Genomic DNA, 13916 nt, shown 5'->3' on the forward strand with positions numbered 1-13916 from the left:
GGCCCTCCGTCCGGTACCGGACGCGCCGCCGCCGCGGGGATACGATGCGACCGGCAGTGCCGTCGCCGGGAGGAGAAGCGGGATGCGGGCCAACGAAGTCCCCACGGAGGAGATCACACGCGATCCGGCGGCCTTCGCCGACCGGGTCACCGCGGACGGCCGGTTCGGCCGCGCCGCCGAGCCCGGGCGCTACCGGCTGGTGGTCAACCGGGCCTGCCCGTGGGCGCACCGGACCGTCATCGTCCGCCGCCTCATGGGCCTGGAGGACGCGGTCTCCCTCGCCGTCACCGACCCCAGGCAGGAGGTCATCGACGGCGACCCGCACTGGGTGTTCACCGAGGAGACCGGCAGCCCGGGCGGCGTGGACCCGGTGCTGGGCATCCACGCCCTGCGCGAGGCCTACCTGGCCCGCGACCCCGGCTACACCGGCGGGGTGAGCGTGCCCGGCCTGGTCGACACCGCCACCGGCCACCTGGCCACCAACGACTACGACCGGCTCTGCCTGGACATGGCCACCGAATGGGGGCCGCTCACCCGCGAGGGCGCCCCCGACCTGTACCCGGAACCGCTGCGCGAGGAGATCGAGGCGGTCGGCGCGGAGGTCTACCGCGACCTCAACAACGGGGTGTACCGGGCCGGGTTCGCCCCCGACCAGGAGCACTACGACCGCGCCGTGGCCGGGGTGTTCGCCCGCCTGGACGACCTGGAGGCGCGCCTGTCCTCCCGCCGCTACCTGGTGGGGGAGACCCTGACGATGGCCGACATCCGGCTGTTCACCACCCTGGTGCGCTTCGACGCCGTGTACCACGGGCACTTCAAGTGCAACATCGCCAAGCTCATCGAGTACCCGGCGCTGTGGGCGTACGCCCGCGACCTGTTCCAGACCCCCGGGTTCGGCGACACCACCCACTTCGACCACATCCGGGTCCACTATTACTGGGTGCACACCGGCATCAATCCGACGCGGGTCGTCGCCGCCGGGCCCGACCCGCAGGGGTGGCTCGCCCCGCACGGGCGCGAGGCGCTGGGCGGGTCGCCGTTCGGGGAGGGCACCGCGCCCGGCCCGGTCCCGGAGGGCGAGCGCGTCCCCGCCATCGCCGACTGAGCGCCGCCCCGAGCGCCCGCCGTGCCGCCGGGGTCCGCGAGGCGCCGTCGGGGCCGAAGGCCCCCGTCCCCCGAGGGCGCCGCGCAGGGTGGCGGTGCCGCGGCCGTCGGCCGCCCGCCGGGGACCTCCCGCCACGCGGCGGAGGGCCGCGAGGACACGGTCTAGAGACGGGCGGCGTGCTCGCGCAGCACCCGCACGGCCTCGGTGATCGCCGGCCGGCGGGACGCGCCCTCGCGCCACAGCACCGCCAGGCCCCGCACCGGTGCCGGGTCCACCGGCCGCACCGCCACGTCGGCGGGCAGCGGCCCCCGGCCCAGGCGCGGGACCACGGCGACGCCCAGGCCGGCGGCCACCAGCGCCAGCTGCGTCTGGTACTCGGCCACGTAGTGGGCGATGTCGGGCTCGGTGCCGGTGGAGCGCACCGTGCGGGTCAGCCAGTCGTGGCACACCGTCCCCGGGGGCTGGCAGATCCACCGCTCCCCGGCCACGTCGGCGCGGGTCAGGGAGTCCCGGACGGTGAGGGGGTGGTCGGGCGGCAGCAGGACGTCGCAGCGGTCCTCGCCGATGCGCTCCCGCGCCACCCCCTCGGGGACGCTCATCGGGGCGATGTCCCAGTCGTGCACCACGGCCAGGTCCACGGTGCCCTGGGCGACCATGTGCGGGGTGGCGTGCGGATCCTCCTCGAACAGCCGCACGTCCAGCGCGGGGTGGGCGGCGGCCAGCTCGGCGAGCACCCCCGGCAGCAGCCCGCGCGCGGCCGTGGCGAAGGACGCGACGGTCAGCCGCCCGTGCGGGCGGCCGCGCCGCTCCTCCAGGGACACCTCGGCCTCCTCGACCAGCGCCAGCACCCGCCCGGCGGTGCCCACGAGCATCGCGGCGGCGTCGGTGAGCACCACGCCGCGCCCGCGCCGCTCCAGCAGCGGGGTGCCGGTTTCGCGTTCGAGCTTGCCGACCTGCTGGGAGACCGCCGACGGGGTGTAGCCCAGGGCCTTGGCGGCGGCCGCCACCGATCCGTGGACGTGGACGGCGTGCAGGGCGCGCAGCCGGGAGAGGTCGAGCACGGGGCGCTCCTTCCGGGAGGACACCACCATTATGTAGCAGACGTGAATCCGACGGTGTAGGAACCTTCGCTGGTGCTTAATCCGCCGGGCGGCCATGATCGGACCCATGCGTCCCTTCCACCTGTTCCTGGCCGTGCTCGTCGCGGCCGTCTGGGGTGTCAACTTCGTCGTGATCGAGGTCGGCCTCGACCACTTCCCGCCCCTGCTCTTCACCGCCCTGCGCTTCCTCGTCGCGGCCGTGCCCGCGGTCTTCCTCGTCAAGCGGCCCCGGGTCGCCCTGGGGTGGATCCTCGTGGTCGGGCTGACCCTGGGGGTGGCCAAGTTCGGCCTGGTCTTCACCGGCATGCACCTGGGCATGCCCGCCGGGCTCACGTCGCTGGTGCTCCAGGTCCAGGCGGTGTTCACTGCGGTCTTCGCGGTGGTGTTCCTGGGCGAGCGGCTGCGCCCGCTGCGTTATGCGGGCATGGCCGTGGCGCTGGGCGGGATCGGTGTCGCGGCCTGGGCCCAGGGCGGATCGGGGCCGCTGGCGGCGTTCTCGATGATCATCGCGGCGGCCGCGTTCTGGGGCCTGGCCAACGTGGCCACCCGCAAGGCGGCCCCGCCCGACACCCTGTCCTGGATGGTGTGGGTGAGCCTGGTCCCGCCGCTGCCGCTGTTCGCGCTGTCCCTGCTCGTGGAGGGGCCGGAGGCGGGCCTGGCCGCGCTGCGCGGCCTCGACCTCACCGGGATCGGCGCACTGCTGTTCATCGCCTGGGTGGCGACCGTGTTCGGGTTCGGCGTGTGGGGGTTCCTGCTGCGAGAGCACGACGCCTCGGCGGTCGCCCCGTTCACGCTGCTCGTGCCGGTGTTCGGGATGCTCTCGGCGTGGGTGTTCCTGGGGGAGGAGATCACACCGCTCAACCTGCTGGCCGCGGTGCTGCTGGTGGGCGGGGTCGCGCTCACCGCCCTGGGCGGCGGGCGCTCCCGGGCCGGGGGCCGGGACCCGGGGGAGGAACGGGGGAACGGTCCGGAGGAGGGCGTCAGCGGCGGGCGAACTCCGGGGCGTGTTCCGAGCGCAGCCCCAGACCGATGAGGCGGGCGGGCACCGCGGTCATGAACGGCAGGTGCTCCAGCACCCAGAGCACCGGTGCGGGCGGCCCCATCCTGCGGCCCTGGAGGATCGGCTCGACCAGGATCTTCTCCATGGTCCGCTGGAGGCGCTGGACGACGGCGGTCGGCGCCAGCCTGCGCGCGCGCACCCGCGCCAGGGCGCGCCCGTCGGCGGTCCCCCTCCGGAGAGGTTCGGCCAGCAGGGTCGCCGCGGCCACCGCGTCCTGCACGGCGAGGTTGATGCCGACCCCGCCCAGCGGGGACATGGCGTGCGCGGCGTCGCCGATGCACAGCACGCCCTCGGCGTGCCAGCGGTGCAGCCGGTTCAGCCGGATGTCCAGGTGCTTGACGTCGTCCATGGACCCGATGGAGTCCACCCGGTCGGCCAGCTCCGGGAGCAGTTCGGCGACGTCGGCGCGGAACGCCTCCACGCCCCGGGCGCGCAGGTCGGGGTCGGTGCCCTTGCGGCCGATGTAGGCGACCTGGAGGTACCCCTCGCGGGGGATGACGATGAGGAACCGGCCCCGACCGGCCCGGGGGGTGAGCGCCATGGCGTCCTCCGGCGAGCCGGGCAGCCGGAACCACCAGGCGTCGATGCCCACCGGGAACTCCGCGGGGACCAGCCCCGCCTCGCGGCGGACCAGCGACCAGCGGCCGTCGCAGCCCACGGTGAGGTCGGCGCGGATCTCCCCCTCGCCGCCGGGGCCCCGGTACCGGGCGCCGACGACGCGGCCGCCCTCGCGGACCAGCCCGGTGGCCTTGGTGCCCATCCGCAGGGTGAAGGAGGGCTCCTCGGCCGCGGCCCCGGCCAGCAGGTTCAACAGGTCCCACTGGGGCACCATGGCGACGCTCCGGTAGGGGTGGGGCAGGCGGCGGAAGTCCGCGATGGTCACGATCCTGTCCCCGCCGAGGGGGAAGGCGACCCGGTCCAGCGGGCTCTGCGGCAGGGCGGCGAACTCCTCGCCCAGGCCGAGCTCGTCGAGCAGGCGCACGGTCGAGGGGTGGACGGTGTCGCCCCGGAAGTCGCGCAGGAAGTCGTCGTGCTTCTCCAGCACGGTCACCGCCACGCCCGCGCGGGCGAGCAGCAGGCCGAGCACCATCCCGGCGGGGCCGCCGCCGGCGATCAGGCAGGTCGTCTTCTCGGTCATCGGGGACTCCTGTTCCGGGGCTCCGTCGCCCCTGGTTCAGCGCGGCGGGTCGGTCGCCGCCGCTCGGAGGAAGGCGTCGCCGAGGACGGCGCAGGTCTCCTCCACGTCGGGGAAGTCGATGCCGGGCACCCCGGCCAGGGCGGGGCGCAGGGCGAAGTGGATGACGGCGGGGCCGACGAGCTGCTGGGCCAGCAGGGGCACCGGGAGGTCCCGCAGCCGCCCGGCGTCGATCTCCCGGTGCAGCCAGCCGCCCAGGGCGGCCAGCATGCGCGGGAAGAACCGGCTCGTCAGGAGGTTCCGGGCGGGGCCGCCGGGCCGGGCGAACACGTCGGCCAGCAGCGCGGGCATCACCCGGGGCTCGTCGGTGAACGCCCGGGCCAGCGCCCGGTGGACGCCCAGGACGGCGGCCGCCAGGTCCTCGCCCGGGTCGGCGAGGTGCCGCTCCAGCTCGGTCAGCGGGCCGTACCGCTCGAAGACCGCGGCCAGCAGGGCGTCGCGCGACCCGAAGGCGGCGTACACGCTGTGCACCGAGCAGTCGGCGGCGGCCGCGACGGCCTCCAGGGTGGTGGCCGCCAGGCCCGTCTCGCCCAGGAGGCGCGCCCCCGCCTCGACGGCCCGCTCCCGGACGGGAGGGCGCCCGCCCGGGTCGACGCCCGCCTCGCGGACCGCCGTGTCCAGGGCCCCGCGCCTGCCCCCGAGGCGGCGCAGGAGGGTGCTGCGGGAGACCCCCGCCTCCTGGGCTATCTCGATGAGAGGCACGTCGGCCACGTCCTTTCCCGTCCGCTCGGCGGCGCGGATCGCCGCGCCCACCAGATCGTCCGGAACCTTGGGGTGTTCGGTATCTGACATCAAGATAAACGTAACCCTTAATCGAGTCTCAAACAAGGGAGTCGGTGACGGAGTGACCACTGAGGAGAATGAGGAGAAAGAGCAGCCGTGTGCGGTCCGGGCCGCCGCCCGTCCGCCGGCTCAGGCGGCGGGTGGCAGTGCGACCGACGACATCACCCGGGCGGCCCGCGAGTCCGAGTTCACCGCACGGCGCAGCAGCGGCCGGGGCAGCCGCGGCAGGGCCCGCAGCGCCGCCGACCGCAGCGTCACCCCGAGCCGGGAGCGCGGGATGAGCGTGTCCATCGACGCCGTCCCCACCCCGCCCACCCGCCGCACGTAGGAGGCCAGGGCCGACTCGTACGCGGCGGGGCCGGTCCGCGGGTCCTCCCCGAGGTGGTGGGCGAGCGTGTAGGCGCCCACCACCGCCAGGGTGGTGCCGCCGCCGACCGCGGCGCCCGGGCAGTACCCGGCGTCGCCGACCAGCGCCACCCGGCCGCGCGTCCAGGAGTCCATAGCGATCCGGCTGATGGAGTCGAAGTACAGGCCCCCATCCCGGTCGGCGGCCTCCAGCAGTTCGGGCACCCTCCAGCCCTCCCCGGCGAACGCCTCCCGCAGGAACCGCCGCTGGGCGTCCAGGTCCCGGTGGTGCCCGTCGTACTCCCGCGCGTCCCGCGACAGCAGCGCGCCGCGGGCCCGGCCGGTGCCCGGCACCGGGAAGACCGCGGCCGTCCGGTCCACGGACTGGTAGAGCACCACCCGGCCGTCGGCCTCCCGCGGTTCGGGCAGGTCGAACACGGCGATGTGCCCGCCCAGGAACCTGCGGTACCGCTCCTCGGGGCCGAAGGCCAGGCGCCGGACGGCCGAGTGCAGCCCGTCGGCGCCCACCACCAGGTCGAACCGGCGCGGGGCGGCGCGCTCGAAGGCCACGTCGACCCCGTCCCCGTCGTCGTGCAGGGAGGCGACGGAGTCCCCGGACAGGTACTCGACGTCGTCGCGGACGGCCTCGTGCAGGATGCGGGCCAGGTCGCCGCGCAGCACCTCCACGTGCCGGTCGTCGGTGGTGACCTCCGCCAGGGCGCCCATGTCGACGTCGACCGGACGGCGCCCGGGCCGCTCCAGGCGGATGCGGGTGTTGCCGGTGGAGGCCTCGCGGATCCGGTCGATGAGGCCCATGCGCGTCGCGATCTCCACGGCGGGCTCGAACAGGTCGACCCCGAAGCCCCCGCCGCCCGCGGGCGCGCGCTCCACGAGCACGGGCCGGTGCCCCAGCCGGACGAGGCGGTGGGCCAGGACGGGGCCGGCGATCCCCGCGCCGGAGACGAGCACGGTCGCCATGGCGCCCTCCTTTTGTAGACTTACCGGAAGGTAAACAAAAAGCACCGGTGATGGCAAGGCCCCCCATGGTCCAGACTGGTGACACCACGGTGGCCGAGAGGTGAGGTGAGGGGTGCCCCGAGCGCGATCGACCCAGACCAAGGACCGGATCCGGGCCGCGTCCCTGGAGCTGTTCCGGGAGCGGGGCGTCCAGCAGACCAGCATGCGCGACATCGCGGACCGGGTCGGCATCACCAAACCCGCGCTCTACTACCACTTCGCCTCGCGCGAGGACCTGCTGCGCTCCCTGGTCCGCCCGATGCTGGACGACTACGAGGCCGCCGTGGCCGCCGACGAGGCGGCCGGGGGCGCCGTCGACCCGCGCGTCCTGCTGGCCCGGTACTTCGACGTGAGCATGCGCCACCGGGAGGTCAACCGGGTGGTGTTCCGCGACGCCGCCACCCTGGCCGAGCTCGACCTGGGCGGCCGGGTCCTGGACTGGCGCCGCCGCATCACCGCGATGCTCGCCGACCCCGGCGCGGAGCTGGCCGAGCTGGCCCGCGTCACCCTGGTGCTGGGCGGCCTGGGCGACTGCGTGGTCCTGCTGGGCGACCGCCCCGCGGCCGAGCTGCGCGCCGCCGCCCTGGCCGCCGCCTACACCGCCCTGGGCCTCCCGCCCGGGCCGCCGCCCGTGACCACGGGCGTGCCCGACGCCCCCGAGGGCGCCACCCCCGAAGGAGACCGCACATGACACACCCCCGGACCGACGTCCTCGTCGTCGGCGGGACCGGCGTGGACACCATCGTCCGCGTCCCCGACCTGGCCGTTCCCGCGGGCGACTCCGCGTCGGTGCCGCCGGTGCTGGACCACGTCGGGCACACCGGCAACGGCGTTGCCCTGGGCCTGCACCACCTGGGCCGGGCCGTGGAGTTCATCGACTTCCTCGGCGAGGACCTCCAGGGCCGCATGATCCTGGAGCGGTACGAGAAGGAGGGGCTGGCCTTCTCCCACCTGGTGTCCCCGCACGGCACGCCCCGCGGCGTCAACCTCGTCGACGACCAGGGCCGGCGGTTCTCCTTCTACGACGGCCGCCACCCCGCCGACCTGCGCCTGCCCCGGGAGTTCGCGCTGCCGTTCCTGGAGCGCGCCCGCCACGTGCACATGTCGATCATCAACCACAATCGCGACCTGTACCGGGACCTGGCCGGACTGGACGCCACCGTCTCCACCGACCTGCACGACTGGGACGGCGAGAACCCGCACCACCTCGACTACGCCCTGAACTCGGACCTGGTCTTCATGAGCGCCGCCGCCGTGCACGGCCGGGTCGACGAGGTCCTGGCCGGGATACTGGAGCGCGGCCGGGCCGTGCTGGCCGTGGCCACCGACGGGGCCGCGGGCTGCCGGGTGCTGGAGCGCGGCCGGGACCGGCCGCGGCACTTCCCCGCGGTGGCCCCCGAGCGCCCGGTCGTGGACGCCAACGGGGCGGGCGACGCCTTCATCTCCGGGTTCCTGCACCGGTACCTCGGCGGCGCCCCGGTCTCGGAGTGCGTGCTGGCCGGGGCGGTGGCGGGTGCCTTCACCTGCACCACCGCCGGGACCCACACCGCGTTCGTCGACTCCGCCGGCCTGGACCGCCTGGCCGCCGCCGCGGCGGACGGGTGGCCCGGAGCGCCGGACGGCGGCCGGGCCGAGCGGGACGGTCAGCCGGTGTAGGGCGGGGGACCGCTCTGCGGGGCGCGCGGCAGCGTCCACTCCCGCAGGACCTCCGACTCCACCCGCACCCGGGTCCGCAGCGAGTCCGTGCCCCGGCCCTGCGGCAGCCGGTCCAGGTCCGCCGCCAGCGAGCGCAGGGTGGCGCCCGCGGCGGACGGGTTCCCCTGGAGCCGGTGCAGCCGGGCGATCTCCAGGCGGAACGCCAGCGTGCGGGGGTCGTCGGCGCCCATGACCCGGGTCAGGTCCGGCAGGAGCATCAGCGCCTCCCACAGCGCCGCCCCGTGGTCGCCCAGCTCGCCCAGCCGGTAGGCGATCTCGAACCGGGTGGTGAGCGTGTCCGGGTGGTCCGGCCCCAGCACCCTGGTCCGGTCGGGCAGCAGCCTGCGGTGCTCGGCCAGCGAGGCCGCGTCGTCCCCCAGGTCCCCCAGGGTGTTGGCGACGGCCTGTCGGCTCGCGAGGGTGTCGGGGTGGTCGGGCCCCAGCGTCCGGACGCGGTCGCCCAGCAGGCGCTGGTGCTCGTCCAGGGCGCCCCGGTGGTCGCCCACCGCCGACAGGTGGTCGGTGATGTTCTCGCGGACGGTGAGGGTGTGGCCGTGGTCGGGGCCCAGCACCCGGACCAGGTCAGGCAGGACGGCGCGGTAGGCGGCCAGCGCGGCCTCGTGGTCGTTCAGCTCGCCCAGCTGGTAGGCGATCTGGAACCGGGTGCCCAGGGTGTCGATGTGGTCGGCGCCCAGCAGCGCCGCCTGGTCGGGCAGCAGGGAGCGGTACTCCTCCAGGGCGGCCCGGTGGTCGCCCAGGCCCTCCTTGCAGGCCGCGATCCGCGACCGCAGCTTGACGGTCCGCGGGTGGGCGGGTCCCAGTGACTCCCGCAGCCGGGGCAGCAGGCGCTCGTAGCCGGCCAGCGCCGCGGCGTGGTCGCCGCCCTCGCGCAGCCGGTCGAAGACCGCCGACTCCGAGCGCAGGGACTCCTCGGACTCGGGCACCCGGGAGGCCGTCCCCGCGGGGACGCCCGTTCGCGGGGCGCCCGTCGGCACCCCGTACGCCGGCGCGCCGGTGCCGTAGGCCGGGATGCCGCCCGAGGGGGTCGCCGCCCGCCCGCCGCCGTGCTCCGACGGGGAGCCGCCGGAGCCCGTCCACGCCGGACCGCCGCCGTGTGCCGGACCTCCGCCGTGCGCCGGGCGGTCCGCCGGCGGGGGCGTGGCCGACCCCGTCGCGGGGCCGCCCGCCGGGCCGCCCCCGAAGTCCGGCCAGTCCACCTCCGGATCGACGTCCCCGACCGTCTCGGCGACCTCCTGCGGGGTGGGCCGCTGCTCCGGGGCGTGCCGCCAGCAGCGGGTTATGACGTCCCGCAGGTCCGCCGGGACGCCCTCCGGGAGCTCCGGCGGGGGGCCGATGAGATTGCGCACGATCCCGGCCAGGGTGGGGGCGTCGAACGGGTTGCGCCCCACCGCCGCGTGCGCCAGCACCGTGCCCAGCGAGAACATGTCCGAGGCCGGACCGACCTCCAGCGCGTCCACCTGCTCGGGCGACATGTACAGCGGGGTGCCCAGGGTGGCCCCGGTCCGGGTCAGCCCGGAGGAGTCCCCGCTGGGGCGGGCGATGCCGAAGTCGATGATGCGCGGCCCGTCGGAGGCCATGAGCACGTTCGCGGGCTTGAGGTCGCGGTGGGTCAGCCCGGCGCCGTGGATCGCCTCCAGCCCCTCGGCCAGGCCCACCGCCAGCACCCGCAGCGTCGGGTGCGGCAGCGGCCCCCGCCCGGCCAGCACCTCGTGCAGGGACGGGCCGGGGATGAACGCGCTGACGATCCACGGCGGGTCCCCGTCGGGGTCGGCGTCCACCACCGGCGCGGTGTGGAACCCGCCCACCCGCGCGGCGGCCGCCGCCTCCCGGGCGAACCGGCCGCGGAACTCGGCGTCGCCCGCGTACTGGGGCAGGATCACCTTCACCACGACCTTGCGGCCCGCGGCGGTGCGCCCCAGGTACACCCGGCCCATGCCGCCCGCTCCCAGGCGGTGGGTCAGCCGGTAGCGGCCGATGCGTTCGGGGTCTGTCGGATCCAGGGGCTGCACGGGCAGAGGTCCTTCTGGCGTCGGGGCGGGGACTGGTCGGTGCTCTGGGACGAGCGTTCCGCCTCTGCGGTTCAGCCTAGGGCTTGCACGGGATTCCCGGATCCTCCCGGGGCGTCCGTCCGCGTGACCGGTGGTAACGGGGTTTTCACCGGGATTCAGGATGCGCGGAACACGGACCCGGCCCGCGCCGTGCACAGTGGGTCCCGCGCACGGCGGTCCGACCCGCGCGTGGGCCCGCCGCGCACCGCGGGTCGTAACCTTGGCCGCTGGGAGGGCTTGTGGAAGGGCTTGGGGGAGAGTTCGTGAGCGACACCTGGTTCGAGGACCGCACCTACCGGCACACCGACTGGACGCCGGAGCGGCTCCTGGACCTCAAACGACAGCGGGGCCTGACCGTCAGCCTGGTCGTTCCGGCCCGGAACGAGGAGGCCACCGTCGGGGGCATCGTCTCCCGGGTGCGGGCCGCCCTGGTGGAGCGCACGCCCCTGCTCGACGAGGTCGTCGTCATGGACTCCGACTCCACCGACGGCACCGGCCGGGCGGCGGCCCGGGCGGGGGCGACCGTCCACCGGACCGTCGACGTCCGCCCCGACCTGGGGCACCGGCGCGGCAAGGGCGAGGCGATGTGGAAGTCGCAGTTCGTCACCTCGGGCGACATCATCGTCTTCCTCGACGCCGACCTCGTGGAGTGGGACACCCACTTCGTCTCGGCCCTGCTGGGGCCGCTGCTCACCGAGCCCGGGGTGGGGCTGGTCAAGGGGTTCTACGACCGGCTGCTCGACCTGCCCGGCGGCGCCCGGGTCAGCCACGAGGGCGGCCGCGTCACCGAGCTGGTCGCCCGCCCCACCCTGGCGCTGCGCTGGCCCGCGCTGTCCGGTGTGGTCCAGCCGCTGTCGGGCGAGTGGGCGATCCGCCGGGACCTGTTCGGGCAGCTGTCGGTGCCCACCGGTTACGGCGTCGAGCTGGCCGTGCTCATCGATACCCACCTGCGGTGCGGGGTGCACGCGGTGGCCCAGGTGGACCTGGGGCGGCGCGCCCACCGCCACCAGTCGCTGCGCGGCCTGGGCGCCATGGCCACCGAGCTGCTCGCCATCGCCGACCGGCGGTGCGGGATCGAGCACGGCGGCGACGTCGCGATCCGCTGGTTCGACACCTCCGACGGACACGGGCGCCCGCGCACGGGTACGGTCAGTACCGTGGAGCGCCCGCCGGCCGCCGGGGTCGGGCCGGAGCGCTCCCGGGTGCTGGGAGGAGCTGTCGGTCGGTGATGAGGCTGCGGGGCCGGGAGTACGGCGGGCACGAGTCGCTGGTGATGGCGATCGTCAACCGGACCCCCGACTCCTTCTACGACAAGGGCGCCACCTGGGACGACGGGCCCGCCTTCGAGCGGGTGCGCAAGGTCGTCGCCGAGGGCGCCGACATCGTGGACATCGGGGGGATCAAGGCCGCGCCCGGTGAGGAGATCGGCGCGGACGAGGAGAAGCGCCGCGTCGTCGACTTCGTCGCCGCCGTCCGCGCCGAGTTCCCCGACCTCGTCATCAGCGTCGACACCTGGCGGGCCTCGGTGGGCCGCGCCGTCTGCGAGGCCGGAGCCGACCTGCTCAACGACGCCTGGGGCGGCTACGACCCCGGGCTGGCGGAGGTCGCCGCCGAGTTCGGGGCCGCCCTGGTGTGCACCCACACCGCCGGGGTCACCCCGCGCACCCGGCCGCACCGGGTGCGCTACGAGGACGTGGTCGCCGACGCGGTGTCCTCCACCGTCGCCCTCGCCGAGCGCGCGGTGGCGCTGGGGGTGGACCCGGCTTCGGTGCTCATCGACCCGGCCCACGACTTCGCCAAGAACACCTGGCACTCCCTGGAGCTGACCCGCCGCCTGGACGAGATGACCGCCACCGGGTGGCCGGTCCTCGTGTCGCTGTCCAACAAGGACTTCGTCGGTGAGACCCTGGACCTGCCCGTGGGGGAGCGCCTGACCGGGACGCTGGCCGCCACCGCGGTGTGCGCCTGGCACGGGGCCCGTGTGTACCGGGTGCACGAAGTGGCCGAGACCCGGCAGGTCCTGGACATGGTCGCCTCGATCCGCGGGGTGCGGCCCCCCGCGCGGACCGTGCGGGGGCTGGCGTGAGGGGCCGCCGCTCCGGAAGGGGGAACCGTTGATCGTCGCCACCGCCGTGTGCCCGTCGCCGCCTCTGCTCCTGCGGGAGCTGACCGGCGGCCAGGACGTGGCCGCCGACCTGCGCAAGGCGTGCGAGGAGGCGGTCGGCGCGCTGGTCGCCGCCGCACCGGACGTGATCGTGGTGCTGGGCGCCGACGCGCGCTCGGCGGAACGGGTCCGGGGCCGCGTCCCCGTGTCGGCCTTCGGCGGACCGGGGGAGCGGGTCCCCGCGGCCGAGGCGCTGCCGACCTCCCTGGCCGTGGCCCGCCGCCTGCTGGACGACACGGGTGTCCGGGTGCCCGTGGAGATGGGCACCATCGCCGCCGACGCCGACCCGGCGGAGACGGCCCGGCGGGGCCGGGCGGTCGCCGACCGCCCCGAACGGGTCGGGCTGCTGGTCATGGCCGACGCGGGCGCCCGCCGCGGCCTGCGCGCCCCCGGCCACCTGGACGAGCGGACCTTCCCGGTGGACGGGGCGATCCGCGCCGCCCTGGCGGAGGGGGACGCGGCGGCGCTGCTGGACCTGGACCCCGCGCTGTGCGCGGACCTGATGATCAACGGCCGCTCCGCCCTCCAGGCCATGGCGCACGCCCGGTCCGGGGCGCCGGTCGCCGGGCCCCGCCTGCTCTACGCCGACGACCCCTTCGGGGTGCTGTACCTGGTGGCCGTCTGGCCCGGGGACCGGCGATGAGGGTCCTGCTCAACGAGATCGCCCCGCGCACGGCGGCCCCGGGGGACGAGGTCTCCGGAGAGGCGCTGGCGGTGCTGTACGCCCACCCGGAGCGGTGGACGCGCGCGAACATGGTCGCCACCCTGGACGGGGCGTCCACCGGCGGGGACGGGCTGACCGGGTCCATCAACACCCCGCCCGACAACGAGGTCTACCGCCTGCTGCGGGACCTGGCCGACGTGATCCTGGTGGGCGCCGGGACCGCCCGCGCCGAGGGCTACCGCCGCCCGGGGCCGCGGGTGCGGCCCGGCCGCACGCCGCACCCGGACGTCGCCGTGGTGAGCCGCTCCGCGCTGGTGCCCCCGGGCCTGGCCGCCCCGGCCCGGGGCCGCGGCGGGGCGTGGATGGTCACCCGGGCCGCCGCGGGGGAGGACGCGCTGGAGCGCGCCCGCGCCCAGCTGGGCGCCGACCGGGTCCTGGTGCACGGCGGCATCGAGGTGGACCTGGGCGCGGCCCTGGCCGACCTGGCCGGCCGCGGGCTGTCCCGGGTGCTGTGCGAGGGCGGCCCCTCGCTGCTGGCCGACGTGGCCGCCCAGGGCCTGCTGGACGAGCTGTGCCTGACCACGGTGCCGCTGCTGGCGGGCGGCGAGGCCCGCCGGATCGCCTTCGGCGTCCCGTCGGACCTGGAGCTGCGCCCCCGCCTCATCCTGGAGTCCGAGGGGACCCTGCTGCACCGCTTCGTCCGACCCACGCCCTAGGAG

13 protein-coding genes are annotated in these 13916 nt (G+C 75.9%); 8 read left to right on the forward strand and 5 right to left on the reverse strand.

Going from position 1 to position 13916, the window contains the following annotated elements:
* Positions 1–82: 82 nt before the first annotated feature.
* The gene (locus ACFVNO_RS04835; protein WP_355255805.1) at positions 83–1105 is read left to right on the forward strand and encodes a glutathione S-transferase C-terminal domain-containing protein; all 1023 of its coding nucleotides are present in this window, start codon (positions 83–85) and stop codon (positions 1103–1105) included.
* Between the two features lie 161 nt (positions 1106–1266).
* On the opposite strand, the gene ACFVNO_RS04840 is transcribed toward ACFVNO_RS04835, so the two are convergent.
* A complete protein-coding gene (locus tag ACFVNO_RS04840) occupies positions 1267–2166 on the reverse strand; it encodes a LysR family transcriptional regulator (protein ID WP_355255802.1) in 900 nt (299 codons plus the stop codon).
* Positions 2167–2272: 106 nt separating this feature from the next.
* On the opposite strand from ACFVNO_RS04840, the gene ACFVNO_RS04845 reads away from it, so the two are divergent.
* Positions 2273–3238 carry an EamA family transporter gene (locus tag ACFVNO_RS04845; RefSeq protein WP_378889413.1) on the forward strand — a complete coding sequence of 322 codons (966 nt, stop codon included), beginning with the start codon at positions 2273–2275 and terminating at the stop codon, positions 3236–3238.
* On the opposite strand, the gene ACFVNO_RS04850 is transcribed toward ACFVNO_RS04845, so the two are convergent.
* The 3 genes from ACFVNO_RS04850 to ACFVNO_RS04860 all read right to left on the reverse strand — a co-directional run bounded on the left by ACFVNO_RS04850 (position 3186) and on the right by ACFVNO_RS04860 (position 6566).
* On the reverse strand, positions 3186–4403 hold the full coding sequence (locus ACFVNO_RS04850; RefSeq protein ID WP_378889416.1) for an FAD-dependent oxidoreductase: 1218 nt from the start codon (positions 4401–4403) through the stop codon (positions 3186–3188). The genes ACFVNO_RS04845 and ACFVNO_RS04850 overlap by 53 nt on opposite strands.
* 36 nt (positions 4404–4439) lie before the next feature.
* On the reverse strand, positions 4440–5252 hold the full coding sequence (locus ACFVNO_RS04855; protein ID WP_355255793.1) for a TetR/AcrR family transcriptional regulator: 813 nt from the start codon (positions 5250–5252) through the stop codon (positions 4440–4442).
* 120 nt (positions 5253–5372) lie between these two features.
* Positions 5373–6566, reverse strand: coding sequence for an FAD-dependent monooxygenase (locus ACFVNO_RS04860; RefSeq protein WP_378889419.1), 1194 nt, complete (start codon positions 6564–6566; stop codon positions 5373–5375).
* Positions 6567–6678: 112 nt separating this feature from the next.
* On the opposite strand from ACFVNO_RS04860, the gene ACFVNO_RS04865 reads away from it, so the two are divergent.
* Entirely contained in the window at positions 6679–7296 is a 618-nt protein-coding gene (locus tag ACFVNO_RS04865) for a TetR/AcrR family transcriptional regulator (RefSeq protein ID WP_378889422.1), read from the forward strand.
* Positions 7293–8261, forward strand: coding sequence for a carbohydrate kinase family protein (locus tag ACFVNO_RS04870; protein ID WP_355255784.1), 969 nt, complete (start codon positions 7293–7295; stop codon positions 8259–8261). The genes ACFVNO_RS04865 and ACFVNO_RS04870 overlap by 4 nt, the downstream gene beginning before the upstream one ends.
* Here the strand turns inward: ACFVNO_RS04870 and ACFVNO_RS04875 are convergent.
* Positions 8249–10330: a serine/threonine-protein kinase gene (locus tag ACFVNO_RS04875; protein WP_355255781.1), complete on the reverse strand. Its 2082-nt coding sequence runs from the start codon at positions 10328–10330 to the stop codon at positions 8249–8251. The two genes, ACFVNO_RS04870 and ACFVNO_RS04875, sit on opposite strands and share 13 nt — an antisense overlap.
* A gap of 302 nt (positions 10331–10632) precedes the next feature.
* Between ACFVNO_RS04875 and ACFVNO_RS04880 the strand changes: the two genes are divergently transcribed.
* From ACFVNO_RS04880 to ACFVNO_RS04895, 4 genes are read left to right on the forward strand one after another with little or no spacing between them, the layout of a single operon-like run.
* On the forward strand, positions 10633–11598 hold the full coding sequence (locus tag ACFVNO_RS04880) for a glucosyl-3-phosphoglycerate synthase (RefSeq protein WP_355255778.1): 966 nt from the start codon (positions 10633–10635) through the stop codon (positions 11596–11598).
* Positions 11595–12455, forward strand: a complete 861-nt coding sequence (gene folP / locus ACFVNO_RS04885) for a dihydropteroate synthase (protein WP_220562347.1) — start codon at positions 11595–11597, stop codon at positions 12453–12455. The genes ACFVNO_RS04880 and folP overlap by 4 nt, the downstream gene beginning before the upstream one ends.
* Before the next feature lie 28 nt (positions 12456–12483).
* Positions 12484–13176, forward strand: a complete 693-nt coding sequence (locus tag ACFVNO_RS04890; RefSeq protein ID WP_355255775.1) for a hypothetical protein — start codon at positions 12484–12486, stop codon at positions 13174–13176.
* Positions 13173–13913 (forward strand): dihydrofolate reductase family protein, encoded by a 741-nt coding sequence (locus tag ACFVNO_RS04895; protein ID WP_378889429.1) that lies wholly within the window; start codon positions 13173–13175, stop codon positions 13911–13913. Before ACFVNO_RS04890 ends, ACFVNO_RS04895 begins: the two co-directional genes overlap by 4 nt.
* Positions 13914–13916 lie beyond the last annotated feature (3 nt).

The organism is Nocardiopsis sp. NPDC057823, assembly GCF_042797335.1.
Lineage (GTDB): Bacteria > Actinomycetota > Actinomycetes > Streptosporangiales > Streptosporangiaceae > Nocardiopsis > Nocardiopsis changdeensis.